The organism is Sphingopyxis sp. MC1, assembly GCF_000371385.1.
In the GTDB taxonomy this organism is placed as follows: Bacteria; Pseudomonadota; Alphaproteobacteria; order Sphingomonadales; family Sphingomonadaceae; genus Sphingopyxis; species Sphingopyxis terrae.
The window spans coordinates 15,518-40,725 of record NZ_AOUN01000012.1 but is presented as its reverse complement, the minus strand read 5'-3'; the positions used below and the strand labels follow the sequence as shown (position 1 = coordinate 40,725).

General features: G+C 66.9%; 26 protein-coding genes and 1 pseudogene. 16 read left to right on the top strand and 11 right to left on the bottom strand.

The genetic code is table 11. The annotated features are described in order from the left end of the window. The coding region (locus EBMC1_RS13870; protein ID WP_003048767.1) for a tetratricopeptide repeat protein at positions 1-779 on the bottom strand (779 nt) is incomplete at its 3' end. Between the two features lie 258 nt (positions 780-1,037). Between EBMC1_RS13870 and EBMC1_RS13865 the strand changes: the two genes are divergently transcribed. Genes EBMC1_RS13865 through EBMC1_RS13855 form a run of 3 tightly spaced genes read left to right on the top strand, consistent with a single transcriptional unit; the run spans position 1,038 to position 3,919 of the window. Then, on the top strand, positions 1,038-1,760 hold the full coding sequence (locus tag EBMC1_RS13865; protein WP_003048766.1) for a ParA family protein: 723 nt from the start codon (positions 1,038-1,040) through the stop codon (positions 1,758-1,760). Between the two features lie 17 nt (positions 1,761-1,777). After that, positions 1,778-2,494, top strand: a complete 717-nt coding sequence (locus EBMC1_RS13860) for a hypothetical protein (RefSeq protein ID WP_003048764.1) — start codon at positions 1,778-1,780, stop codon at positions 2,492-2,494. A gap of 27 nt (positions 2,495-2,521) precedes the next feature. Further along, entirely contained in the window at positions 2,522-3,919 is a 1,398-nt protein-coding gene (locus tag EBMC1_RS13855) for an SPOR domain-containing protein (protein WP_003048763.1), read from the top strand. Positions 3,920-4,030: 111 nt separating this feature from the next. On the opposite strand, the gene EBMC1_RS13850 is transcribed toward EBMC1_RS13855, so the two are convergent. Continuing rightward, positions 4,031-5,044 carry a hypothetical protein gene (locus EBMC1_RS13850; RefSeq protein WP_003048761.1) on the bottom strand — a complete coding sequence of 338 codons (1,014 nt, stop codon included), beginning with the start codon at positions 5,042-5,044 and terminating at the stop codon, positions 4,031-4,033. A 287-nt stretch (positions 5,045-5,331) separates the two neighbouring features. Here EBMC1_RS13850 and crcB point away from each other — a divergent pair, with 287 nt between their 5' ends. From crcB to EBMC1_RS13825, 5 genes are read left to right on the top strand one after another with little or no spacing between them, the layout of a single operon-like run. Next, complete coding sequence (crcB, locus tag EBMC1_RS13845) at positions 5,332-5,709, top strand: fluoride efflux transporter CrcB (protein ID WP_040590392.1); 378 nt, start codon at positions 5,332-5,334, stop codon at positions 5,707-5,709. Beyond that, positions 5,706-6,944 (top strand): RluA family pseudouridine synthase, encoded by a 1,239-nt coding sequence (locus tag EBMC1_RS13840; RefSeq protein WP_003048757.1) that lies wholly within the window; start codon positions 5,706-5,708, stop codon positions 6,942-6,944. Before crcB ends, EBMC1_RS13840 begins: the two co-directional genes overlap by 4 nt. Continuing rightward, positions 6,944-7,567, top strand: coding sequence for an FMN-binding negative transcriptional regulator (locus EBMC1_RS13835; RefSeq protein WP_003048755.1), 624 nt, complete (start codon positions 6,944-6,946; stop codon positions 7,565-7,567). Before EBMC1_RS13840 ends, EBMC1_RS13835 begins: the two co-directional genes overlap by 1 nt. After that, positions 7,564-7,800 (top strand): hypothetical protein, encoded by a 237-nt coding sequence (locus EBMC1_RS13830; protein WP_003048754.1) that lies wholly within the window; start codon positions 7,564-7,566, stop codon positions 7,798-7,800. Before EBMC1_RS13835 ends, EBMC1_RS13830 begins: the two co-directional genes overlap by 4 nt. After that, positions 7,797-8,486 carry an ATP12 family chaperone protein gene (locus tag EBMC1_RS13825; RefSeq protein WP_003048752.1) on the top strand — a complete coding sequence of 230 codons (690 nt, stop codon included), beginning with the start codon at positions 7,797-7,799 and terminating at the stop codon, positions 8,484-8,486. Before EBMC1_RS13830 ends, EBMC1_RS13825 begins: the two co-directional genes overlap by 4 nt. A gap of 25 nt (positions 8,487-8,511) precedes the next feature. On the opposite strand, the gene EBMC1_RS13820 is transcribed toward EBMC1_RS13825, so the two are convergent. From EBMC1_RS13820 to mutM, 7 genes are all read right to left on the bottom strand, one after another. After that, positions 8,512-9,315, bottom strand: a complete 804-nt coding sequence (locus tag EBMC1_RS13820; RefSeq protein WP_003048750.1) for a crotonase/enoyl-CoA hydratase family protein — start codon at positions 9,313-9,315, stop codon at positions 8,512-8,514. Between the two features lie 11 nt (positions 9,316-9,326). After that, entirely contained in the window at positions 9,327-9,938 is a 612-nt protein-coding gene (locus EBMC1_RS13815; RefSeq protein WP_003048748.1) for a 2-hydroxychromene-2-carboxylate isomerase, read from the bottom strand. A 29-nt stretch (positions 9,939-9,967) separates the two neighbouring features. Continuing rightward, the gene (locus EBMC1_RS17940) at positions 9,968-10,618 is read right to left on the bottom strand and encodes a TetR/AcrR family transcriptional regulator (protein WP_003048746.1); all 651 of its coding nucleotides are present in this window, start codon (positions 10,616-10,618) and stop codon (positions 9,968-9,970) included. Then, positions 10,615-12,138, bottom strand: a complete 1,524-nt coding sequence (locus EBMC1_RS13805) for an acyl-CoA synthetase (RefSeq protein ID WP_003048744.1) — start codon at positions 12,136-12,138, stop codon at positions 10,615-10,617. Before EBMC1_RS13805 ends, EBMC1_RS17940 begins: the two co-directional genes overlap by 4 nt. A 194-nt stretch (positions 12,139-12,332) precedes the next feature. Further along, positions 12,333-13,703, bottom strand: coding sequence for a chromosomal replication initiator protein DnaA (dnaA, locus tag EBMC1_RS13800; protein ID WP_231292932.1), 1,371 nt, complete (start codon positions 13,701-13,703; stop codon positions 12,333-12,335). 503 nt (positions 13,704-14,206) lie between these two features. Next, positions 14,207-14,470 (bottom strand): 30S ribosomal protein S20, encoded by a 264-nt coding sequence (gene rpsT, locus EBMC1_RS13795; RefSeq protein WP_003048739.1) that lies wholly within the window; start codon positions 14,468-14,470, stop codon positions 14,207-14,209. Between the two features lie 197 nt (positions 14,471-14,667). Next, positions 14,668-15,480, bottom strand: a complete 813-nt coding sequence (gene mutM / locus EBMC1_RS13790; protein WP_003048737.1) for a bifunctional DNA-formamidopyrimidine glycosylase/DNA-(apurinic or apyrimidinic site) lyase — start codon at positions 15,478-15,480, stop codon at positions 14,668-14,670. A gap of 92 nt (positions 15,481-15,572) precedes the next feature. Here mutM and EBMC1_RS13785 point away from each other — a divergent pair, with 92 nt between their 5' ends. The 8 genes and pseudogenes from EBMC1_RS13785 to EBMC1_RS13750 all read left to right on the top strand — a co-directional run bounded on the left by EBMC1_RS13785 (position 15,573) and on the right by EBMC1_RS13750 (position 23,291). Next, entirely contained in the window at positions 15,573-16,310 is a 738-nt protein-coding gene (locus tag EBMC1_RS13785) for a class I SAM-dependent methyltransferase (RefSeq protein ID WP_003048735.1), read from the top strand. Between the two features lie 142 nt (positions 16,311-16,452). Further along, positions 16,453-18,000, top strand: coding sequence for a 2-polyprenylphenol 6-hydroxylase (ubiB, locus tag EBMC1_RS13780; RefSeq protein WP_003048734.1), 1,548 nt, complete (start codon positions 16,453-16,455; stop codon positions 17,998-18,000). Positions 18,001-18,059: 59 nt separating this feature from the next. Next, positions 18,060-19,241, top strand: a complete 1,182-nt coding sequence (locus tag EBMC1_RS13775) for a glycosyltransferase (protein WP_231292931.1) — start codon at positions 18,060-18,062, stop codon at positions 19,239-19,241. After that, the gene (locus EBMC1_RS13770) at positions 19,229-20,344 is read left to right on the top strand and encodes a DUF2029 domain-containing protein (protein ID WP_003048730.1); all 1,116 of its coding nucleotides are present in this window, start codon (positions 19,229-19,231) and stop codon (positions 20,342-20,344) included. Before EBMC1_RS13775 ends, EBMC1_RS13770 begins: the two co-directional genes overlap by 13 nt. Positions 20,345-20,396: 52 nt before the next feature. Beyond that, entirely contained in the window at positions 20,397-21,659 is a 1,263-nt protein-coding gene (gene coaBC / locus EBMC1_RS13765; protein ID WP_003048728.1) for a bifunctional phosphopantothenoylcysteine decarboxylase/phosphopantothenate--cysteine ligase CoaBC, read from the top strand. Further along, positions 21,622-22,083 (top strand): annotated as a pseudogene (gene dut / locus EBMC1_RS13760) (dUTP diphosphatase); the annotation flags it as partial. The gene coaBC and the pseudogene dut, both read left to right, overlap by 38 nt. A 105-nt stretch (positions 22,084-22,188) precedes the next feature. Further along, positions 22,189-22,938, top strand: a complete 750-nt coding sequence (locus EBMC1_RS13755; RefSeq protein WP_003048725.1) for a HesA/MoeB/ThiF family protein — start codon at positions 22,189-22,191, stop codon at positions 22,936-22,938. Then, positions 22,917-23,291, top strand: coding sequence for a DsrE family protein (locus tag EBMC1_RS13750; protein ID WP_231292930.1), 375 nt, complete (start codon positions 22,917-22,919; stop codon positions 23,289-23,291). The genes EBMC1_RS13755 and EBMC1_RS13750 overlap by 22 nt, the downstream gene beginning before the upstream one ends. A 10-nt stretch (positions 23,292-23,301) precedes the next feature. Here EBMC1_RS13750 and EBMC1_RS13745 read toward each other — a convergent pair whose 3' ends face one another. Then, positions 23,302-24,045 (bottom strand): class I SAM-dependent methyltransferase, encoded by a 744-nt coding sequence (locus tag EBMC1_RS13745; RefSeq protein WP_003048721.1) that lies wholly within the window; start codon positions 24,043-24,045, stop codon positions 23,302-23,304. After that, entirely contained in the window at positions 24,045-25,172 is a 1,128-nt protein-coding gene (prfB, locus tag EBMC1_RS13740; RefSeq protein WP_040590389.1) for a peptide chain release factor 2, read from the bottom strand. The genes EBMC1_RS13745 and prfB overlap by 1 nt, the downstream gene beginning before the upstream one ends. Between the last annotated feature and the right edge of the window lie 36 nt (positions 25,173-25,208).

Here is a 25,208-nt window from a genome sequence, read left to right as displayed (position 1 = left end):
TCGGCGGTCGCTTCGCTCGCGGCGGTGGCGGCGTCGCGCGCCTTGGCGGGCTTCGCGGCGGAGGGCTGCGGCTCGATGAGCGGCGGCGGCGTATAGCTCGCGCCCGGTTCGGAGGCCGGCAGGCTGGCGGTGCGGATCGTCGGCGCGGGCGCTGCATCGGGCTCCGGGGCGCCGGCACTGACCGCCGCGAGCCGCGCGCGCGTTTCGTCCTTTTCCATCTGCGGCAGCATCGCCAGCCCGCGCTGGCGCTGATCGAGGGGGACGAGCTGGTCGAGCTGGACCAGGCGCGCCGAAGCGACGGTCAGTCCGGCGTCGCTCGCGCGCTTGGTCAACGCGTAGCTGCGCGGCCAGTCCTTGGCGATGAGGTCGCCGTTGAACAGCGCGGTGCCGAGCACATATTGCGCGCGCGGCTCACCGCGTTCGGCCGAGCGGATGATATAGGGCATGGCTTCCTTTTGCCGCCCGGCGGTGAAGATGACGAGGCCGAGATTATCCTCGGCCTGCAGATGGCCCTGTTTTGCGGCGCGGCGATACCAGCTTTCGGCCTGCGTCAGATCGACGGGCACGCCGCGCCCGAGCTTGTACGCCTGCCCCAGATTGAACTGCGCATCGGCATCGCCGGCGAGCGCCAGCGGCCGCCATTCGGCCACCGCCTTCGCGAAATCGCCAGCCTGCCACGCATCGACGCCATCCTTGACATCGGCTTGTGCGGGCATCGCGAGCGCAAGGGCCGAAGCGATCGGAAGCGCGAGGCGCAGCGCGGTGCGAAATGAACGCATCTTATTCTCCAATGACTTGCGCCGCACCGGGCGGGCGGCAGTCGCGGGAGCCGGTCCTAGCCCCAAATGGCTAACAGCCCCTTAGCATAGGGGCCGGGCGGACCGAAGTTGCCCCGCTTCGGTACAGGTCGTTGCTGACGCCTTGTTAACCTTGTTTCTGCGCAATTCGTTCACCTTCTTTTTATCATCGTTAACCCAATTTTAGCTCCCTGCATGGCATTCCCCCGCCAATTCGTTGATTTTTTCAGGGGGACAGCAGTGCGCGTTCTGGCATTGGCTTCACAAAAGGGCGGGTCGGGCAAGACGACCCTGTCGGGGCATCTGGCGGTGCAGGCCCAGCTTGCAGGCGCCGGTCCGGTCGTCCTGATCGACATCGATCCGCAGGGTTCGCTGGCCGACTGGTGGAACGAACGCGAGACCGATCTGCCGGCCTTTGCGCAAACGACGGTCGCGCGGCTGGCCTCCGATCTCGAGATTTTGCGCCAGCAGGGCTTCAAGCTCGCGGTCATCGACACGCCGCCCGCGATCACCATGGCGATCCAGAGCGTGATTTCGGTCGCCGAACTGATCGTCGTCCCGACGCGTCCGAGCCCGCACGACCTGCGCGCCGTCGGTGCCACCGTCGACCTGTGCGAACGCGCGGGCAAGCCGCTGGTGTTCGTCGTCAACGCGGCAACCCCGAAAGCCAAGATCACCAGCGAAGCGGCGGTTGCGCTGTCGCAGCACGGCACCGTCGCGCCGGTGACGCTACACCATCGCACCGATTATGCGGCTTCGATGATCGATGGCCGCACGGTGATGGAGGTCGATCCGAACAGCCGTTCGGCCGACGAGATCCGCCAGCTTTGGACCTACATCAACGACCGGCTGGAAAAGAATTTCCGCCGCACCGTCTTCTCCGCTCCGATGCCGGCACAGCCCGGCTACGGCACTGTCCGCCCGATGGGCGGCGGTTTCGGCCGCCGCATGGCCGGCCAGTGAACGGGGGAGTAGAAAAAATGGGCGAACCCAAACCCCTCGCATCGCTGAGCGCCGGACTACTGGCCCGCAAGGGCGCTGCACGGCCTGCCATGCGCCGCCAGCCGCTCGGCAGCGGCCCCGCCGCGACCTTCGGTCAGCAGGGCTATGACGATCTGGGCTGGAACGACATGGGTTATGATGTCGATCCGCAGCAGTCGTCGGAACCGGCACGCATGGTCGATCTGAAGCCGCTGCTCGCCGGATCGGTGCTCGATCATAATGCCGCCGCCGAACATGCGGTTGACGCCAGCACCGGCCACGAGCTGATCGCCGAAAAAACGGCCGACCTGACGCCCGCCGACATGGCGCCGCTCGATCCGACGCCGGTCGATCTGACGGGCGCGCCCGCGGCCGACATTGCTCCTGAAGCAGTCGAAGTTCCCGAAATCGTTCGCCAGCAGGAATCGCTGATCGAGCGCGTCGCGGCCGTCGCCCGCAAGGTCGAAGCGCGGCCCGAACCCAAAGCCAAGAAGGACAAGGCGCCGCGAACGCAGCACGCCCGCGAAAAGGCGGCGTTCACGCTCCGCCTCGACGCCGAACGCCATCTGCGCCTGCGGCTTGCGAGTGCGGTGACCAACCGGTCGGCGCAGACGATCCTGACCGAACTGCTCGACGATTATCTGTCGGCCTTGCCCGAAATCGACGCGATGGCGAGCCGCCTGCCCGCCGCGCGCCCGCTGCGCAAGTCGGCCTGATCCGGACCAGATAAAGGGGGACCTGACATGAACCGCAACATGCTGATGAAGCTGGCCGTTTCGGGCTTTGTCCTGGGCGTTACCACGACCGGGTGCGCCGCACCCGGCAAGGTCGCCGCGGGGCCGAACGATGCCGCGGGCAAGCCCGAGGTTGCCGCCGCGTCGGCCGAGAAGGCGCGTGCCGCCCTTGAGGACGGCAAGGTCAGCAAGGCGGTCGGTCTTGCCGAAGCCGCGGTCGCGGCAAGCCCGCGCGACGGCCATTACCGCGCGCTGCTCGGCCAGGCCTATCTGAACGACGGACGCTTCGCCTCGGCGACCGACGCCCTGTCGGAAGCGATGGAGCTGGGCGTCAAGGACAGCAACACGGTGCTGGCGATGACGCTGGCGCACATCGCGCAGGGCAAGACATCGCAGGCGGTGTCGCTGCTCAAGGAAAATTTCGATACCGTTCCGGCCCCCGACCTCGGCCTCGCGCTCGCGCTGGCGGGCGACACCGAATCGGCGATCTATATCCTGACCGAAGCCGCGCGCGCCGAAGGCGCAACCGCGCGCACGCGGCAGAATCTGGCGCTGGCGCTTGCCCTGTCGGGCCGCTGGGCGCAGGCGCGCATCGTCGCGTCGCAGGATCTGTCGCTCGCGAAGGTGGAAACGCGCATGGCCGAGTGGTCGAAACTGGCCGAACAGCCCAACTCTCAACTTCGCGTCGCGAGCCTGATCGGCACGACGCCGCAACAGGATGCCGGGATGCCGGTGCGCCTCGCGCTCAGCAATTTCGCCGGCACCCAGATGGCCGACACCGCACCGGCCGCCGACGCCCCGGTTCTGGCGAGCGCCGATCCCGCGCCGGTCGATCAGTTTGCGCCGCCGCCGCCGCTGCTCGCCAGTCCCGACAGCGCTATCCGCACGGTCGAACTGCCGATGCCGCAACGCGACGCCAATGGCGTCGTGCCCGTCACCGATCTGCCGCAGCCCAAGGCCGCGCCGGTCATCATGGCCGACGCCAAGCCCTATCGCGCCGCACCGCGCGTCGCGGGCGATTATGTTCGCAAGCCCTCGCCCGAAGCGAAGGAACTGGCCGCCAAGGTCATGCCGCGCGTCGCCGCCTTCGATGCCGCCAAGCCGCAGGGCTGGGCCGTTCAGCTCGGCGCCTATGACAGCCTGGGCATCGCCAAGGAAAAATGGGGCGTGTTGAAAAGACGCAACGGCGTGCTGGCCGCTTATCCGGCTTCGAGCCATTCGGCGGTCGTCGATGGCCGCACCTTCTTCCGCCTGACGGTCAACGGGCTCGGCTCGCGCGCCGACGCCGTGAAGCTGTGCAGCAGCCTCAAGGCCCAGGGCCAGAGCTGCTTCGTCCGCGAAATGGGCGGCAGCGAGGCGATCCAGTGGGCATCGGCGGGCAAGCCGGTGCGCATGGCCGCGCGCTGAACAAAGTTTGCCCCTTCCACCAGAGGAAGGGGTTGAGGGGGGAAAGGGGCGTAGCCGGGGGGCCGCGCCCCTTTCGCGTTTGAAGGCCCTCTCCCCCGGGCGCGCCGACGCCTATTCGTCGAGCGCCTCGAAATAGCGCGCCATCGCCTCGTTCGCGCCGTCGGACAGCGCAATGAAGATGCGCCGTCCGTCCTGCGGATCGGCCTCGCGCAGGAAAATGCCGGCGTCGGTCATCGTCTTGATCCAGCGCAGCGCCGTCGTCGCGGGGACCGCGGCGGCGATGCACAAGCTCGACACCGACACCGGCTGCCGCTCGAGCCGCGCCGCATAGAGATCGAGCAGCATGTCCCAGGCGGGATCGGCGAACAGATCGGCGGCGAAATATTGCTCGCGCATCCGGCGCTGGCGCAGCATGTGGCGCACCGCCTTGGCGCGCTGACGGTCGCGGGTGCGCTCTTCGGGTTCGAAACTGCGCGGCATCACCGAAAAATCGCGCGTCGGCGCGCGCACGCCGGCGTCATAGCCGACGATGCCGCCACCCGGGCGCGGCGCCCCCGCCAGTCCCGGCTGCCCCGCGAGTTCGCCCAGCAGACGCGAAATGCGCGCCACCTCATCCTGCAACCGGTCGATCCGCTCCATCGCCTCGTCGCGCGAAATATCGTGGACGGCGAGCCGCGCCGACGGGCGCGCTGCGGCAAGCGCGACGAGGCGTTCGGCGGGGTCGGCATCGACCAGCCATTGGGTGCGCAAAGCGTCAGGCACGGCGGCGGCGACGCGATCGAGCGCGGCAAGCGTCGTTTCGCAGACAAGGCCGCATTGCCGTTCGGCCGCCGCCGCCATCAGGTCGGCGAAGGTTTCGCTCTCGATCGCCTCCGCTCCCGCGATCCACAATATGTCGGCGGCGATCATCGCGCGCAGATGCCCTGCGGCGCGCATCGACGGCACCGCCGCGACAAGCCGCACCCCCGCGACACGGTCAACGTCGGGACAGGCCGCATCGCAGCCGACGAAAAGCAGGCGCGCCGGCGCCCCTTCGTCGCGCGGCGCCGACCATGCCGCCCGCGTTTCGTTCAGCCCTAAAGGAAAGACCGGTTCCGCCGGTCGCATATCGATCATCTGTTCCATTTCGACGCCCTTCCCTGTCGCCCTGGTCCATCGCGGTACAACTATGCCGTCACAGCGGCTCTATTCACCTTTTGTTCGTTCCCATTTGCCGCCAAAACGGACCCAAGCACAACGATAGCCTGAGTCGACGCGCGCCGACGGACGGGAAGAAGGTCCGATCTGGACATGTTTTGTTCTCATCGTCAAGCCCCCTTGGCGACGATCCCGGTCGCCGACAGGGAGCGATGCGACCACCAACGGGCGATCGCCCGCTTTGCGCCACGCGCTTTTGCGGCTAGGGCGAGCGGATGAACGGACTTTTCCCTGTCATGGTCGGCGGTGCGATCGGCGCGGGTGCGCGGCACCTGGTCGGCCAGATCCTGCTCGCGCGGCTTGGCCCCGGCTTTCCCTGGTGGACGTTGTCGGTCAATATCGCCGGCAGCTTGATGATGGGGCTGCTGATCGGCTGGCTCGCGCGCAGCGGCGGCAGCGATCAGGCCCGACTGTTCCTGGGCGTCGGGGTGCTGGGCGGCTTCACCACCTTCTCGTCGTTCAGCATGGAGTTCTGGACTTTGTTCGAACGCGGCCAGATGCCGCAGGCGGCGGCCTATGTCGGCGCGTCGGTCATCATCGGCATTGCGGCGTGCGGCGTCGGAATGGCGACGATACGGCAGCTTCCGGCATGAGCAGCGACAGCGCCATTGTCGCCGAAGAGGATGACGGCATCCGCCTCGACCGCTGGTTCAAACGGCACCGGCCGGGCACGCCCCACGCGCTGATCGCGCGCTGGGCCCGGTCGGGCGAGCTGACCATCGACGGGCGCAAGGCCGATGTCTCGGACCGGATCGAGGCGGGGCAGACAATCGCGATGCCGGTGCCGCCCGCGGCGCCATCCGGCCCCCGGCCGCGCAAGGAAAAAGCGCTGTCGCCCGCCGATGTCGCGCTCGCCGAGGCGATGGTCATCCACCGCGACAAGAGCGCGCTGGTGCTCGACAAGCCGCCGGGCCTCGCGACGCAGGGCGGAACGAAGACCGACAGTCATGTCGACGGCCTGCTCGGCGCCCTGCAGGGCGATGCCGCCGTGCGCCCCAAGCTGGTCCACCGGCTCGACAAGGATACGTCGGGCGCGCTGCTCGTCGCGCGCACCCCGCGCGCCGCTACCTGGTTCGCCAAGGCCTTTTCGAACCGCAGCGCGCGCAAGACCTATTGGGCGATCGTTGTCGGCGTCCCCGACATCGCGCAGGGCGAGATCGACCTGCCGCTCGCCAAGCAACCCGGATCGGGCGGTGAGAAGATGCACGTCGACGAAAAAGGCCTGCCGTCGAAATCGCGCTATCGCGTCATCGAACGCGCGGGCAACAGTGCGGCGTGGGTCGAACTGCAGCCGCTGACCGGCCGCACGCATCAATTGCGCGTCCATATGGCGGCGATCGGCCATCCGATCGTCGGCGACGGCAAATATGGCGGCAAGGGCGCGTTCCTGACCGGCACGATCAGCCGCAAACTGCACCTGCACAGCCGCCGGCTGCGCATCGACCATCCCGATGGCGGCGCGATCGACATCAGCGCGCCGCTGCCGCCGCATTTCGCCGAAAGCCTGGAAGCGCTGGGCTTCGACCCGCTGCTCGGCGACCTGCTGACCGAAGAGGCGCCGCGCGCATCGACCAAGACGGTGCAGAAGGCAAAGGCGAAGGCGCATGCGAAGCAGGTGCGCAAGGCAAGACGCGGCGAACGGCGCGGCCGTGCCGAGGCGAAGGTCCAGTCAAAACCAGCTAAGTCGAAACCGGGGACGGAGAAATCCGGCGCATCGAAGCCGGGCGGCAAACCGCCCACAAAGCGCGGCCCGGCGAAGCCCGGCGCCGCGAAGCCCGGAGCCGCCAAGACGGGCACCCGCGGTCCGGCGCCGCGAAAGCCGCGCTGATGCACCCCAATCCGGCGTTCCGGCCCCGGCAGGACGATCTCGCCGCGCTGCTGGTGCGCGAAATCGGCTTTGCCGCCATTTTCGCGGCGACGCCCGACGGCCCACGCGTCGCCCACGCGCCCGTCGTGCTCAGCGCCGACGCGACGACGCTGCAATTCCACCTCGCGCGCGGTAACGGGCTGACGAAGCATCTTGCCGGCGCGCCGGCACTCGCGGTGGTGCAGGGCCCCGATGCCTATGTCAGCGCCAACTGGTACGCCGACGCCGCAACCGCGGTGCCGACGTGGAATTATGTCGCGGTCGAGATGGAAGGCGTGGCGCGCAAGCTCGAGGATGCCGAACTGGTCGCGCAGCTCGACACGCTGTCGACGCTGCACGAGGCACGCGCCGGCGAAAATCCGCCGTGGACGCGCGCCAAGATGGACGCCAACCATTTCGCGCGGTTGACCGGCGCAATCACCGGCTTCGAGATGCGGATCAGCGCATGGCGGCCGACGGTGAAACTGTCGCAGAACAAGGATGCAGCCGAGCGCGAGCGCGTGGCAGCGGGAATCGAGCGGACGGGCCACGGCGCCCTCGCGCATTTGATGCGCCAGCTCGCAGGCGATAAGGCGGGGGCATGAGCAACGAACAGGACCGGCTGGCCAAGAAGCGCTTTTTCGCGCTGTCGGCGATGCGAATCGTCGGCGCGCTTTTCATCATGGCGGGTTTCGTGCTGATCCGGGGCGGCTGGGCCATCGCCGGTCAGCCCACCGATCGCTGGATCGGCGTGATCGTCGTCCTGACCGGCGTGTTCGATTTCGCAATCATGCCGCGCATCCTGGCGCGCCGCTGGCGGACACCGCCCGCGCCATGAAACGCTTCTGGAGGACTGCCACGACCGTCCCGCAGGACGGCGGCCGGGGCATCGCGCTTGACGGGCGCCCGGTGCGCACCCCCGCGCGCGCGCCGCTGGTGGTGCCGAGCGAGGAGCTTGCCGAAGCGATCGCCGCCGAATGGAATGCGCAGGGCAGCGACATCGATCCGGCGGCGATGCCGATGACCGGTATCGCCAACGCCGCGATCGATCTGGCGACGGGCGACCGCGCGGCCTTTGCCGAGACCATCGCCGCCTATGCCCAGACCGACCTTCTCTGCTACCGCGACGACCGCGATGCCGCGCTGCAAGGCGAACAGGCGGCGGCGTGGAATCCGCTGCTCGCCTGGGCGGAGGCGCGGCACGGCATCGAATTCGCGCTGGCGCAGGGCGTGCTCCCGATCGACCAGCCCGCCGCAACGGTGGCGGCGCTGCGCGAGGCGGTGCACGCGCTCGATCCCTTTCGCCTCGCGCCGCTGTCGCCGCTCGTCACCATCGGCGGTTCGCTCGTCGCCGGGCTCGCGCTCGTCGAAGACGCGTTCGCCGCCGACATGCTGTGGGAGGCGGTCAGCCTCGACGAGCTGTATCAGGAACGCCGCTGGGGCGCCGACAGCGAAGCGCAAAAGGCGCGCGACCGCCGCGCCGCCGATTGGGGCAACGCGGCGCGGTTCTTGCGCTTACTCTGACGAATCGATGCTCTGACGCCTCCGGTCAATCGGCGAAGTCGGGCTTGCGTTTCTGCATATGCGCCATCACCGCTTCCATCTGATTGGGGGTGCGGATCACCTTTATCTGTTCGTCGCTTTCGGCCTGCAGGATTTCGGCATCGCTCGCGTCGGCAAGCATGTTGCACAGCCGCTTCGCCCCCCGGATCGCATGCGGATTCTTGCCCGCGATCACCGCCGCGAGTTCCATCGCCTTGGCGAGCGGTTCTTCGGCGACATGCGTCGCAAAGCCCAGCGCCTTCGCCTCGACGCCATTGAATTCGCGGTTGGTGTAGATCATCTCGCGCAGCACGTCGTCGGCAACCTGGGTGCGCCACAGCGCCATGCCGGCGACATCGGGGACAAGGCCCCAGCGCATTTCCATGATCGCGATGCGCGTATCGGGATGAACGATGCGGATATCGGCGGCGGCCATGATCTGGCTACCTGCGCCAAAGGCGACGCCATGTACCGCCGCGATCACCGGCACCGGCAGTTCGCGCCAGCCCCAGGCGGCATATTGCGCGTTGTTGGCAAGACCGCGCGTCCGTTCGGCGAGTCCGCCGCCGGCGCTGCTCGCGCCCGGATCACGCTCGCCGCCGAGGCTGGAGAGATCGAGTCCGGCGCAAAAGGCGCGCCCCTCGCCCGACAGGACGACGACGCGCAGCCCCGGGGTCGCCTTGAGCTGGTCGACCGCCGCCGCAAGCGCCTCCCACATCGCGCCGTCGAGCGCGTTCATCTTGTCGGTGCGGATCAGGCGGACGTCGGCGATGCCGTCGTCGAGCATGGTGATCGAAATGCGGTCCTGCATGGAGAGTCCTCTCAGGCTTTCAAAAGCGCCGCTTCGACGAGCGGCAGTTGGTCGTTGCCGAAATACATATCATCGCCGTCGACGAACATCGACGGCGAACCATAGCCGCCGCGCGCGATCACCTCGTCGGTATTGGCGCGCAGCCGCGCCTTGACCGCATCGCTCGCCGCCGCACCGCGGATCGCCGCGCCGTCGAGGCCCGCGCGCGTTGCTGCCGCTTCGAGCACCGCAGGGTCGTCGAGATTGTCCTGCGCGCCGAAATAGGATTCGAACGCCGCCCGGGCGAAGGCGATCAGCGCCGGCTGATCGGGCTCGAGCGCGGTGGCGAAGCGCATCGCCGCGACGCTCTTTGCCGGATGCCAGCGGGAGGGGAAATTCATCTCCACCCCCGCGAGCCGCGCCCAGTCCCCCAGCACTTTCCAGCTATGTTGCAGCTTGCGATTGTCGCTCTGTTCGCGCGCCGCATAGACCGATTGGTTCACCGCGTTGAACACCCCGCCGACCAGGATCGGCCGAAAGGTCGCGCTGGCGCCGGTGCGCGCGATCAGCGGCTGGACGTTGGTGAACGCCAGATAGGTCCAGGGCGACGACAGGTCGAAAAAGAATTCCAGATGGCGCGGCATGATCGATCCTTTGCAAATGAAAAGGCGCGTCAGGCCTGCAGGTCGGCCTGTTCGATCGCGCGGTGGAACCGGCGCGCCACAGCGGGATCGAGCCGGTCCTCGAACAAGGTCAGATGCCGTTCGACCGTCCAGCGCGCGCTATCGAGGTCGCCGACCGCCGCCGGGTCCATCTCGCGCTGATATTCGAGGCCGAAGCGCAGGATCACGAGCGCATTGGTGCAAAGATCGCCGAGCCGCGCGCGCGACCAGTCGAGGTAGCCGCGATCGATCATCGCGCCGAGATAGAGCATCAGCTGGCCGTGCACGCGTTCGTACCAGCCGTCGATGTGGTCGAGAATGATCGGGCTCGATTCGCCATAATCGGCGCGGTCGCGATAGAGAAAGCGGAAGGTATGGAGTTCGCGCTGCATGCAGGCGAGCAGTGCGACATATTCTTCGATCAGATCGCCGTCATCGGACGGCTGCAGTTGCAGCCGCTCTTCGATCGCCTCGGCGAAATCGGCGCTGATCGCGTCGAGGAGCGCGCGCTTGCTTCGGAAATGATACCAGAGATTGCCCTCGGCGATGCCGACATCGGCGGCGATCGCCGCGGTCGATACGCTGCCGAAGCGCTGTTCGTTGAACAGGCGCAGCGCGGCGGCGAGGATGCGGTCGCGCGTCTTGACGCGGGGTGCGTTCACGCCTTCTTTTCCCAATATTGGTCGCGCAGCAGCCGCTTGTAGAGTTTGCCCGTATCGTGGCGCGGCAGCGCCTCCATGAAATCGATGCGGCGCGGCACCTTCACGCCCGACAGTTTCTGGCGCGCATAGGCGCCAAGCTCGTCGCGGAATTCATCGGTCGCGTCGGCCATGTCGGCGGGCTGAATCACCGCGATCACCTCCTCGCCCATTTCCTCGTGCGGGCCGCCGACGACCGCGACATCGGCAACTTTGGGATGGGTGACGAGATGGTTTTCGATCTCCTGCGGATAGATGTTTACCCCACCCGAAATGATCATGAAGCTCTTGCGGTCGGTGAGATAAAGGAAGCCGTCGGCATCGAGCTTGCCGACGTCGCCGAGTGTCGACCAGCCCTTCGAATTGCGGCTCGACGCGGTCTTTTCGGGGTCGTCGTGATATTCGAACACATTGTCGCTTTCGAAGAAGACCGCACCCTCCTCGCCCACCGGCACTTCGGTTTCATTGTCCTCGCCGACGATGTGGACGGTCCCCAGGATCGCGCGGCCGACGGTGCCCTTGTGCGCCAGCCAGTCCTGGCTGGTCGCGAAGGTCATGCCATTACCCTCCGACCCCGCATAATATTCGAGCAGCACCGGCCCCCACCAGTCGATCATCGCCTGCTTGACCGGGACCGGGCACGGCGCCGCAGCGTGGATCGCGCTCTTCATCGACGACACGTCATATTGCGCACGCACCTCCGCGGGCAGTTTGAGCATGCGGACGAAATGGGTGGGCACGAACTGCGCCGCGTTGCAGCGATAATGCTGGATCGCCGCCAGCGCGGCTTCGGGATCGAATTTCTTCATCAGCACGACGGTGCCGCCAAGCCGGTGGATCGTCATCGACCAGCGGAGCGGCGCGGCGTGATAGAGCGGCGCGGGCGAAAGATAGATGCTGTCGGCGTTGATCCCGAACGCCGCCGAGGCGAGCATCACGAGGCTGTTCGGCGCGTCGATCTCTTCCTCTTCGGGCAGCGGTACCTTGACCCCCTTGGGCCGGCCGGTCGTCCCCGACGAATAGAGCATATCGACTCCGGCGCGTTCGTCGGCGATACGCGTCGCGGGCATCGCGGCCAGCGCGTCCTCGATTTGCGTCCATCCGGCAATCGCGCCGCCCATCGAATAGCGTTCGATCCGAGTTTCGAGCTGGAGCGCCGCGGATGCGAGGCTGGCCGAGACGACGAGCATCTTCGCGCCCGAATTTTCAAGGATATAGTCGGTCTCGTCCTGCGTCAGCCGCGACGAAATGCAGACATAGCGCAACCCCGCGCGCTGTGCCCCCCAGGTCAGCCCATAATAATGCGGCGTGTTTTCCAGCATGAAAGCAACGACATCGTCATGCTTCAGCCCGTGGCTGCGAAACAGCTGCGCGGCGCGGTTCGACGCTGCGTCGAGTTCGGCATAGCTGATCATCTCACCGGTTTCGGCAACGATTACCGCGGGTTTGTCGGGCGAACTGGCAGCATGAACAGACGGGTGCATCGGGCATCTTCTCCAAGGGGCTTTTGGTTTCTTTATGTCCCGCGATCAGTAGCAAGCTGAAACTTTCGGTCAAGCCGCCGTAGGGTGAAGACCCTAGGATATGCCGATTTCAAAATGGGCGCTGTTTCGCTGCGGCCGAAGCGCCCGCCGATCCCGGCAAAAGTCTGGGGATAAGCCCGGTATAAGTCTGTGGATTAGTTGTTGAGGCTGCGCCGAATCGCGGCGATTTCGGCGTCGAGTTCGCTGTCGGTCACGCGCAGCGCCTCGACCGTGCGGACCGCGTGGATCACCGTCGAATGGTCGCGCCCGCCGAAGCGGCGGCCGATCTCGGGATAGGAGCGCGGCGTCAGTTCCTTGGCGAGATACATCGCGACCTGGCGCGGGCGCGCGACCGCGCGGACGCGGCGTTTCGACGCCATTTCGGCCTTGTCGAGGCGGTAATGGGCACAGACCGCACGCTGGATTTCCTCGATCGTGATCCGCGGGCGCGCGCTGCGGACATTTTCGGCGAGCCGATCTTCGGCGAGCGCCAGATCGACCCTGGCGCCGGTCAGCGCGGCATAGGCGAGCAGCTTGTTGAGTGCGCCTTCGAGTTCGCGGATGTTGCGCGTGAAATGGCGGACCAGATAGGCGACGACGTCGTCGGGCACTTCGACCATCGGCATGGCGGCAAGGCGCTGGCGGATGATGCGTTCGCGCAGATCGTCCTCGGGGGCCTCGATATCGGCGACAAGTCCGCCCGACAGGCGCGACAGCAGCCGCGCCTCGACCCCGTCGAGCATCGCGGGCGGCCGGTCGGCGGTGACGACGAGCCGCTTGCCCGCGGTCATCAGGTCGTCGATCGTGTGCAGCAGCTCTTCCTGCGTCGAATTCTTGCCGATCACGAATTGCAGATCGTCGAGGAGCAGCAAATCGGCAGCGCGGAGCCGCGCCTTGAACGCCATCATGTCGCCGCCGCGCATCGCGCCGACGAATTCGAGCATGAATTTTTCCGCCGACATCAGGATGATGGTCGCGGTCGGATGCGCGGCAGCATAGTCCTGCGCGATCGCCTGCAGGAGATGCGTCTTGCCCTGCCCGGTGCCCGAGCAGAGATAGAGCGGGTTGAACTGCGGCGTTTCCACCATCGCCATGCGGCGCGCCGCATTGGCAGCGAGGATGTTCGAGCGCGCGACGACGAAGCGATCGAAACAGAGCCGCGGATCGAAGCCGAGCAGCGCGGGATTGGCAGCGGGCACGGCAGCCGGCGCTGACGCCTCGAAGCTCGGCAGCGGCGCCGAGGCGAGCACGGTCGCCCGCTCGGCAGCGGCGACTCCGCCGCGCACCGACACGCTGCGCACCGCGGGCAGCAGTTGGCGCCACGCCAGTTCGAGGCGCTCGCCGAATCGTTCGTTGATCCAGTTGGCCGAAAAGCGGCTCGCGGTTTCCAGCGTCACGACGCCCGACAGGGTGCAATATTCGGCGAAACGGACGGGCTTCAGCCAATGGTCGAAGGTGCGCGCGCCCAGATCGCGGCGCAGCCCTTCGGCCACGCGCGGCCAAAGCGTCGCGGCATCGGCGCTCATCGCTTCCATGCCTGCTTTGTCGTCACGCCTGTCCCCGCTTTGCACCACAATCCATGCCCCCGATATGCCCCCACGGCGGCCCGATCGCCCCGCAGCCCACCACATGCCGATCCGGGCGCCCACGCCGGGGCGCAAGCATCCTGTCCCGGGCGCGCAGCCCGAAGCTTTCCGAATCATGTCGATGTGGCGGCCGCCGGCGAAGGCCAACGACGCCTTTTTCTAGGCAGGGGGAGACGAGTCGATCAAGGGTGCGGAGCGTAAAAAATCTGAAATAAAATTCTTGACTCGCAAGGGGGCGCGGAAACGCGTTGGAGGGCAATATTTCCTATATTTTTCAGATGTTTAATTCGACGTGAAAACGTCATGGTAAACGAATCGCGATAAATCCGTCACTTACCGCGCTGCAACAGCTTTGCCATCGCGCTGTAACAAAAAAGGACCCGCGGGCGCTTGGCCGGCGGGTCCTTTTTTGTGCCCTTTCGGGACGGTGCGGCGTGCGCGGATCAGGCGATCGCGTTCACGCTCTTGGTCAGGCGCGAATATTTGCGCGCAACCGTGTTCTTGTGGAGGACGCCCTTGGCAACGCCGCGCGCCATTTCGGGCTGCGCCGCTGCGAGCGCTGCAGTCGCGGCGGCCTTGTCGCCGGCGGCAACCGCGTTTTCGACCTTCTTCACGAGCGTGCGGATGCGCGACACGCGATTCTTGTTGATCAGCGTGCGCGCGCTGTTGCGACGGATGCGCTTTTTTGCCTGCGGCGTATTGGCCATAAGTTCCTCAAAATATCCAATCGGTTCAACGGTCGGAGCACAGCAGCAGCGGAGCAGCCGAATCGCGCGTGGACGGCGAATCAATGTCCGGATGCGGCCGGTTCCGGTTGACCGGACCCTGCTCGAAGGGTGGGCCCATAGCCAGCATGTCTCCGAAGGTCAACGCTTTTCGCTGGAAAAGCGGCATCCGATCACGCTCACCGCTGGCATTTGGGGCAATAGAAGGTGGACCGCCCCGACTGGACGATCCGCACGATCGTGCCGCCGCATTCGCAGCGCTCGCCCTCGCGGCCATAGACGCGCCAATCCTTGGCGAAATAGCCGAGGTCGCCTTCGGGACTGAGGAAATCGCGCAAGGTCGAACCGCCGGCAGCGATCGCCGCCGCCAGCACCGCCTTGATCGCCGGCGCCAGTGCGCCGAGCTTTGCCCGCGACACGTCGGCCGCGGCGCGGGTCGGCGCGATTCGCGCCATGTTGAGCGCCTCGCACACATAGATGTTGCCGAGTCCCGCGACGATCGTCTGGTCGAGCAGCATCGCCTTGATCGGCGCGCGACGGCCGGCGAGCGCGCTGGCCAGATAGGCGGCGTCGAAATCGTCCGACAGCGGCTCCGGCCCCAGCGTCACGAAGGCTGGAAAGATCGCGAGCGGGTCGCCATTCACAAGATCGACCGACCCGAACCGCCGCGGATCATGGAGGAACAGCCTGTGTCCGGCGCCGGTTTCGAGCAGCAGATGGTCATGCTTGCCCGCTTCGCCGCCCTCGGTGCGCCAGCGCCCCGACATGCCGAGATGGAAGATCATATGGTCGTCGCGGTCGGTCGAGACGATGCCATATTTGGCGCGCCGCGCGAGATGGGTAACCGTCGCCCCGGTCAGCCGCTGCGCAAGGTCGGCGGGAAAGGGGCGCCGCAGATCGGGGCGGAAGGTGCTGACCGTGACGAGCCGCTGCCCCTCGAGAAAGGGCGCGAGGCCGCGCACGGTGGTTTCGACTTCGGGAAGCTCGGGCATTTCGCGCCAGCGGTATCTGGCATTTGCGCGCGCGGCAAGGCCCGGCTAAAGGCGCTGCTGAAACAGGCTTTCCCCGCAAAGGCGCGCACCCGATGACCACCCCCGACACCGTCAGCTTCGGCTATGAACAGGTCCCGGCGACCGCGAAGACCGCGATGGTCGGCGAGGTGTTCAGCCGCGTTGCGCGCAAATATGACATCATGAACGACGCGATGTCGGGCGGGATGCACCGGCTGTGGAAGGACCGCTTTGTCCGGCGCGTCAAGCCGCGCGCGGGCGAAGCGATCCTCGACATGGCGGGCGGCACGGGCGACATCGCCTTTCGCATGGAGCCGTCGGGCGCGAGCATCACGGTCGCCGATATCAATCCCGACATGCTGGGCGTCGGCATGGAACGCGCGGCGGAGCGCGGCATCGACACGCTGGTATGGTCCGAACAAAATGCCGAAAAGCTGAGCTTTCCCGACCAGTTTTTCGACGCCTACACGATCGCCTTCGGCATCCGCAACGTGACCGACATTCCCGCCGCGCTGAAAGAGGCGCACCGCGTTCTGCGCTATGGCGGGCGCTTTTTCTGCCTCGAATTTTCGACCAACGAATGGCCCGGCTTTGCACAAGTCTATGACGCCTATTCGCACCATCTGGTACCAAAGCTCGGCAAGCTGATCGCCGACGATGAAGACAGCTATCGCTATCTGATCGAATCGATCCGCCGCTTCCCGCCGATGCCGCGTTTTGCGCAGATGATTCGCGATGCGGGCTTTACCGAGGTGAAAGTCGAACCGATTCTGGGCGGACTGGTCGCGATCCATAGCGGGTGGAAGGCGTGAGATCGATAAGCGAAACTACCCCCTCCCGCTCGCGGGAGGGGCAGCGAGACTTGCCAGCTTACTGGCTAGTCACAGCGGGGTGGGCAACGTCGCCGTTGCTGGCCCACCCCCACCCCCTCCCGCAAGCGGGAGGGGGGCCAAGGTGACCCGACCCGTCACCCATATTGCCCGCCTGCTGAAGTGGGGCCGCATCCTGGCGCGCCACGGCGCGCTGCGCGGGATCGAGACCGCGCCACAGACGCCGCCGGGGGTCAAGCGGCTGTGCCGCATCGCACGGATCGGCACGATCCAGCCCAAGGTGCCCGATTATGCCGCCGCCTTCCAGGCGATCGGGCCTGCGGCGGTCAAGCTGGGCCAGACGCTCGCGACGCGTCCCGATCTCGTCGGCGAAGAGGCGGCGCGCAACCTGCTGACCCTGCAGGACGCGCTCGCGCCCGTGGCCTTTGCCCGCATCCGTGCCGAGATCGAGGCGACGTTCGAGGCACCGCTCGAAAGCCTTTACAGCGAATTCGATCCCGAACCCGTCGGCTCGGCCTCGATCGCGCAGGTTCACCGCGCGGTGACCACCGACGGCCGGCAGGTCGCGGTCAAGGTTCGCCGCCCCGGCATCGACAAGCAGTTCGCGCGCGACATCGAAACCTATGAATGGGCGGCCGCGCACCTCGAGGCACTGGGCGGCGAAGCCGCACGGCTGCGGCCGCGACAGGTGATCGCCAATTTCCGCCGCTGGACGCTGCGCGAGCTCGACCTGCGCCGCGAAGCGGCGTCGGCGTCCGAACTGCGCGAGGCAATGGCGGCCGAGCCGACCTACGAAGTGCCCGCGATCGACTGGGACCGCACCGCGTCGCGCGTCATGACGCTCGACTGGATCGACGGGATCAAGATTTCGCACCGCGAGGCGCTCGTCGCGGCGGGGCACGATATGGAAAAGCTGGCGACCAATATGGTCCACGCCTTTCTGCGGCAGGCGATCGCCGAGGGGTTCTTCCACGCCGACATGCACCAGGGCAATTTGTTCGTGAAGGCCGACGGGACGATCGCGGCGGTCGATTTCGGTATCATGGGGCGGATCAACCGGCAGGCGCGCTACTGGCTGGCCGAAATTCTCTATGGCTTGACCACCGGCAATTATCGCCGCGTCGCCGAGATTCATTTCGAGGCGCAATATGTCCCCGACTATCACAGCGTCGAGGAATTCGCGACGGCGCTGCGCGCGGTCGGCGAGCCGATGCGCGGCAAGCCGGTGAGCGAGCTCAGCGTCGGCCAGATGCTCGACGGACTGTTTGCGATCACCCGCGACTTCGACATGCAGACCCAGCCGCATCTGCTGCTGCTGCAAAAGACGATGGTGATGGTCGAGGGCGTGGCCACGATGCTCAACCCGCGGATCAACATGTGGGATGTATCGGGACCGTTCGTGCAAGGCTGGATTCGCGACGAACTGGGCCCCGAAGCCGCGCTGGCCGACGGACTGCGCGAACAGGGGCGGACGCTGGCGCTGATCCCCGACATCATCCGCCGCCTCGACGCGCAATTGCCGAAGCCGGGTGCTGCTCCGCCCGCGCCGCCGCTCCCCGACGTCCGGCTGATGTGGGAAAGGGGCGAAAAGCGGACGGCCTGGCGCTATGCGCTGACCGCGCTCGCCGGGGCGGCCGCAGGCGCTGCGATCCTCCTTGCGCTGGGCGGTTGATCGCCGCTGCCAAGGCCGATTGTGATTACCAAAGATTTACCTTAATTCGCTAGCGTTTTTTGAGGACCAACAGGGCGGTACCGCTCGATCGAACCGAGGCATCTTCACCCGACATGCACCACGAAACCGCCCTTGCCGACCCGATCGTGTCGGTTGACACCCTCCCGCTCGAAGTCGCGGTCGTCGTCCCGACGCTCAACGAGGCCGCCAATGTCGAGCGGCTGGTCGAGAAGCTGACGAACGTGCTTGCCGGTCGCGGCTGGGAAGTGCTGTTCGTCGACGATAATTCGCCCGACGGCACCAGCGACGTCGTGCGCCGTATCGCGCGCACCTCGCGCCACGTCCGCATCGTTCAGCGCGTCGGCCGCCGCGGCCTGTCGTCAGCGGTGATCGAAGGAGTGCTGGCGACGGCCGCTCCGGTGATCGCGGTGATGGACGGCGATCTTCAGCACAGCGAAGACGCGCTGCCGCGCCTGATCGACGCGGTGGCGTCGAACGACGCCGACATCGCCGTCGGCACTCGCTATGTCGATGGCGGTGGCGTCGGCGAATGGAGCGCGCTGCGCGTGTCGATGAGCCAGTTTGCTACGAAGATCGGTCAGATCGCGCTGCGCACCAAGGTGAGCGATCCGATGAGCGGCTTTTTCGCGATGCGCCGCGAAGCTTTCGACGCAGCGCTGCCGCGCCTGTCGGCGATCGGTTTCAAGATATTGGCCGACATATTGGCGTCGTCGCCGACGCCGCTGCGCGTCGCTGAAGTTCCCTATCAATTCCGCACCCGCGAAGCGGGCGAGAGCAAGATCGGCGCGCGCGTCATCGCCGAATATGCCGAACTGCTCGCCGAAAAGACGATCGGCCGCTTCGTGCCGGTCCGTCTGCTGAAATTCCTGATGGTCGGCGGACTGGGCGTCTTCGTCCACCTGTCGGTGCTGTGGGCGCTGCTGACCGCAGGCAACAGTTTCATGATGGCGCAGACCGGCGCGGTCGTGACCGCGATCGCGTTCAATTTCTTCCTCAATAACAGCTTCACCTACGCCGACCGCAAGCTCAAGGGCTGGGCGGTGCTGGGCGGACTGGCGAGCTTCTATGCGATCTCGGCGGTTGGCGCGCTTGCCAATATCGGCATCGGCACCTGGCTCGCCGGGCAGAATGAGCGTTGGTGGGTCGCGGGCGTCGCCGGGGTCTTGGTGGGCGCGATCTGGAATTTCGCCATGTCTTCGGCGCTGACGTGGCGCAAATAGCACCGGCGGCCGGCACCGGCTGGAACCGCTTTTCGGCCATCCCGCGTCTCTGGGCCGCGGTCGTGCTGGTCCTGCTCGCCGCGCTGATGGTGGCCGGATGGAGCGGCGGCGTGGGCGGCAAGAGGGTACAGCCCGCCAAGCCCACATCGATGAAGTTCGAAGGCATGGTCGGCGACCATGCGCTGTACCTCAACATCCTGCGCAAGATGGAGGCGGGCCAATCCTATTATTCTGCCGCGACGGAAACGCAGCGCGCGCATCGCTATCCGCTGCATCCTTTCTTTACGGTGCGCCTACCCACCCAGGCCGAAATCATGGCGGTGATCGGCCTGCGCGGGTCGGTCGCGCTGCTGACGTTGACCGGCCTTGCGGCGATCCTTCTGTGGCGAAAGCGGTTGATGGCCGATGACGACCTGCCGCGCTACGCGCGCTTCGGCGCGCTTCTGATGGCGGCCAACATGTCGCAGATCGTATCGCGCCAATGGGTGCTGATGCACGAAGTGGTGGCGGGCGTGCTGATCGCGCTGGCGCTCGCCCTCTATCGCCCTGCCCGCCCCTGGCCGGCGATGGCCGTGACCGCGCTCGCGCTGGCGATGCGGGAAACGGTGCTGCCCGTGGCAATGCTACTGGGCCTGTTCGCGCTGATCGACCGCGATTGGCGCGCCGCCGCCGGCTGGCTTGGCATCGGACTGGGTTTCCTGGCCTTGATGGCGTGGCACGCGGCGACGCTGACCGCCTTCGTCCGTCCCGACGATATGATCACCCCCGGCTGGAGCGGGATGGGCGGATGGTCGGCCTATCTGTCCTTCGTCCATGTGTCGTCGGCATTCCGCTTTCTTCCGGCGTGGACGATGGTGCCGGTGGTGCCGCTGGCATTGCTTGGCTGGGCCGCATGGCGGTCGCGGCTGGGAACGACGATGCTGATCGTCCAGCTCGGCTATGCGGCGATGCTGATGCTGTTCGCACGCCCCAATAATTTTTACTGGGCGATGCTGATCGAACCGACATTGTTCGTGGGGCTGATCTTCGCGCCCGCCGCACTCCTTGCCCTGTACCGGTCGATCCGGGCGGAGCCGTCACCGGTTTCCGTACCCGCGGTCTGAGCGGTCAGAATCTGCGTGGATCGCGGGCGCGGACATCCTATAGGATAGGGTCATGACCCATCGGCGTATCCTTCTGATCATCGGCGGCGGCATCGCCGCCTACAAGGCCATCGAGCTGGTGCGCCTGCTCCGCAAGGCCGGCCATAGCGTGCGCTGCGTGCTGACGCGCGCGGGCGAGCAGTTCGTCACCCCGCTGACGCTCGCCGCCCTGTCCGAAAATAAAGTATATACATATCTTTTCGACCTGAAGGACGAGGTCGAGATGGGGCATATCCAGCTTTCACGCGAAGCCGACCTGGTCGTCGTTGCCCCCGCGACCGCTGATCTGCTGGCAAAGATGGCGGGGGGCATCGCCGACGATCTGGCGACAACCTTGCTGCTCGCGACCGACAAGCCGGTGCTCGCGGCGCCCGCTATGAACGTACGCATGTGGCTGCACCCCGCGACCCAGCGCAATGTCGCGACGCTGCGCGGCGACGGGGTGACGGTGATGGAGCCCGACGAGGGCGAAATGGCGTGCGGCGAATATGGCCCCGGCCGCCTGCCCGAGCCCGAAGCGATCAAGGCGGCGATCGAGGCGGCGCTGGCGCAAGGCACGATTGTCCGGCCGCTCGGCGGCCAGCCCGATTTCGCGCCGTCGCGCCACCGCCCGCTCTATGGCCGCCGCATCCTCGTCACCGCGGGACCGACCCACGAACCGATCGACCCCGTCCGCTACATCGCCAACCGGTCGAGCGGCAAGCAGGGCTTCGCGATCGCCGCCGCCGCCGCCGAAGCGGGCGCGGAGGTGCTGCTGGTCGCGGGGCCGGTACCGCTGCCGACGCCGCCGGGCGTGGTTCGCGTCGATGTCGAAACCGCGCGCGAAATGGCGGCCGAGGTCGAGGCGGGACTGCCCGTCGACGCCGCGATCATGGTCGCCGCAGTTGCCGACTGGCGCGCCGCCGACACATCGGCGCAGAAGATCAAGAAGGACGGCAGCGGCGAGGTGCCACCGCTCGCGCTGGCAGAAAATCCCGACATTCTGGCGAGCGTCGCGAAGAGCGCCAAGCGGCCGCCGCTGCTCGTCGGCTTCGCCGCCGAAACCAACGACGTGATCGCTCATGCCCAGGCAAAGCTCGCCCGCAAGGGCTGCGACCTGATCGTCGCCAACGATGTCTCGGCGGACCCGATGGGCGGCGAGACGAACCGCGTTCATATCGTCAGCAAGGCTGGCGTCGACAGTTGGGACCGGCTGCCCAAGGAAGCCGTCGCCCGCAAATTGATGGAAAAAATCGCCGATGAACTCGATACCCGCGTCCCCCTTGCCGATGATTGAGATCCGCCTCCAGCGCCTGCCCAACGGCGGCGGCCTGCCGGTTCCGGCCTATGCCAGCGACGGCGCAGCGGGGATGGACATCGTCGCGGCCGAGACGCTGACGCTGCGCCCCGGCGCGCGCCACGCGGTTGCGACCGGCTTCGCGATGGCGATTCCCGCAGGCTATGAGGTGCAGGTGCGCCCCCGCTCGGGCCTCGCACTCAAGCACGGCATCACCTGCCTCAACACGCCGGGGACGATCGACAGCGACTATCGCGGCGAGGTGAAGGTGATCCTCGCCAATCTCGGCGACGAGGTGTTCGAAATCAAACGCGGCGACCGCATCGCGCAGATCGTGCCCGCGCCCGTCCAGCGCGCGACCTTTGCCGAGGTGGAGACGCTCGACGAAACGGCGCGCGGCGCGGGCGGCTTCGGATCGACCGGGGTCGCGAGCGGCGCGGCCGACGAACAGAGCGAGGGCGATCAGGATGCGCCCGCCAATGTCGGGTCGCTCGCGGCGATGAAGATGCGGCGGCCGGGCGAATAGGTCTTGCTCAGCGACGCCGAACTCGACCGCTATGCGCGCCAGATCATCCTGCCGCAATTCGGCGGCGCGGGGCAGGCGAAGCTGAAGGCGGCGCATGTCGCGCTCATCGGCGCGGGCGGGATCGGCTGTCCGGCGATCACCTATCTGGCGGCAGCGGGGGTCGGCAGACTGACGATCGTCGACGATGATCGCGTCGAACTTTCCAATCTGCAGCGTCAACCGCTGTTTACCGATGCCGATATCGGCCGTCCCAAGGCGATCGTCGCGGCAGACGCCGCGCGGCGCATCAACCCCCATGTCGAAGCGGTGGCGGTCGAGGCGCGGCTCGATACGGGCAATGCCGAAGCGCTGCTGGCCGATGCGACCCTGATCCTCGACGGATGCGACAATTTCGCCACCCGCCTCGCGGTCAACCGCGCGGCGGTCGCGCGCGAGATTCCGCTGCTCAGCGCCGCCATCGGCGCGTTCGAGGGACAGATCGCGCTCTATGAAGGCTGGCGCGGCGACAGCCCCTGCTACGCCTGTCTGGTCGGCGACGACCCCGACCGACCCGGCATCAACTGCGCCGAAGCGGGCGTGATGGGCGCGCTCGCCGGAATGATCGGAGCGATGGCTGCGCTCGAAGCGGTGCGCGCGCTGACCGGCTGGGGCCAACCGCTGACCGGCCGCCTCGCCATCCTCGACATGCTCGATCGCCGCTGGCGCGAGGTCGGTGTCGCAAAGGAGCCGACATGTCCGATATGCAGCGCCTGAGCATCATCGTCGCGAGCCGGGACGGCGCGCGCTTCTATGCCGCGCTGGAGACGGGGATCGCCGCCGCGGCGCTCGGCCGCCCGGCGCGGCTGTTCCTGCAGGGCGAGGCGGCGGCGCTGCTGCGTACCCCCGTCACCTTTGCCGGCGACAGCGCGCGCGAGGCGGTCGGCCAGCCGGGGCTTGCCGCACTGATCGCCGAGGCGATGGCGATGGATGTCGACCTGTTCGTCTGTCAGTCGGGCCTCGCGCTCGCGGGCATGACGGCGAACGACCTGGTGCCGCAGGTGCGCGCCGCTGGCCTCGTCAGTTTCCTTGCCGACGCGCGCGCCGACGACAGGCTGCTGGTCTACTAGGGTCAGGACCCTAGGGGTTCTTGCAGACCTTGATGGCTTTGGGCGCCGGGCGCTGACCATCGGGTACAAAGCGCGCGAGATAGCCGCCCGCGTGCGCCTTGTCGTCATAGGACAGAAGCTTGAAGCCCACCGCCTCGAATTCGCAGACGAGCAGGCGAAAGGGTGTGCCATGCTGGGCGATCGGACGATCGCCGTCGACGACGATCACCTGCCCGTCCCGGCGCAGCGCCGGGCGCAGGCGCCACAGAAAGGCATAGGGCTCGCCGATCTCGTGATACATATGGACCATGAACACGCGGTCGAAGCTGGCCGCGGGCAGGCGCGGATCGTCGACCGCACCAAGTTTGAGCGACACGTTATCGAGCCGTTCGCGCGCGACACGGTCGGCGAGCCGCTCGATCACTTCGGGCTGGATATCCTGCGCCAGAACGCGGCCCGACTGGCCGACCCGTGGCGCGAGCCGCACTGTATAATAGCCATCGCCGGCGCCGATGTCGGCCACGGTCATGCCGGGGCGCACGTCGGCTGAATCCATGATGTCGTCGGCTTCGTTGACGCGGTCGCGCGCCTCTTCGGTCGACCATTTGGTCGAGGTGATCGGCGCGACCGGACGGTCGGCGGGCGGAAAGTCGCGCGCGGTTTCGGGACGGTCGCTATTGTCGCTCCACGGCGCGTTGCATCCCCCGAGCAGCGACAGCGCAGCCAGCGCGGCGAACAGCGGCAGTGCCGCAGGCCGGGCCGCGCGGCGGCGCATCAGTCGATATCCTCCACCTCGACCTTTTCGCCCGTCACCTTCTGCGACAGCGCCGCCGCCATGAAGGGATCGAGCGCGCCGTCGAGCACGTCGGAGGGCGCAGTCGAGGTCACGCCGGTGCGCAAATCCTTCACCAGCTGATAGGGCTGGAGGACATAGGAGCGGATCTGGTGGCCCCAGCCGATTTCGGTCTTGGCCTGATATTCGCCCGAAGCCGCGGCTTCGCGCTTCTGGAGCTCCGCCTCGTACATTCGCGCCTTCAGCATGCCCATCGCGGTCGCGCGGTTCTTGTGCTGCGACCGGTCGTTCTGGCTCGCGACGACGATGCCGGTCGGGATGTGCGTGATACGCACCGCCGAATCGGTCGTGTTGACGTGCTGCCCGCCCGCGCCCGAAGCACGATAGGTGTCGATCTTGAGGTCGCCTTCGTTGATCTCGATCTCGATATTGTCGTCGATCACCGGATAGACCCAGACGCTGGAAAAGCTGGTGTGGCGGCGCGCCGAGCTGTCGTAGGGCGAAATGCGGACGAGGCGGTGAACGCCGCTTTCAGTCTTCGCATAGCCATAGGCATTCTCGCCCTTGACCAGCATCGTCGCCGATTTGATGCCCGCCTGTTCGCCCGCCTGATACTCGATCAGTTCGACCTTCATGCCGCGCTTTTCGGCCCAGCGCATATACATGCGCTGCAACATTTCGGCCCAGTCCTGGCTTTCGGTGCCGCCGGCGCCGGCGTGAACCTCGATATAGCAGTCATAGCTGTCGGCCTCGCCCGCGAGCAGTGCCTTGATCTTGTCCTCTTCGGCGCGCGCCGCCAGCGTGGCGAGCGACTGCACCGCGTCATCGACCAGCGCCTCGTCGCCCTCCATCTCGGCAAGCTCGATCAGTTCGACCGTATCGCCCATCTCCTTTTCGATCGACCGCGTCGCGGTGATCGCCTCGTCGAGACGGCGGCGTTCGCGCATGACATCCTGCGCCGCCTTGGGATTGTCCCAAAGCGTCGGGTCCTCGACCTTCGCATTGAGTTCGTCGAGGCGGCGCACCGCGCGGTCCCAGTCAAGGAAACGGCGCAAGAGCGCCAGCGCGGCGTTGATGGTATCGACATGATCCTGCGCTTCGGCGCGCATGGTCTTTGCTCCTGAAACTGTAGGCGACGGCCATAG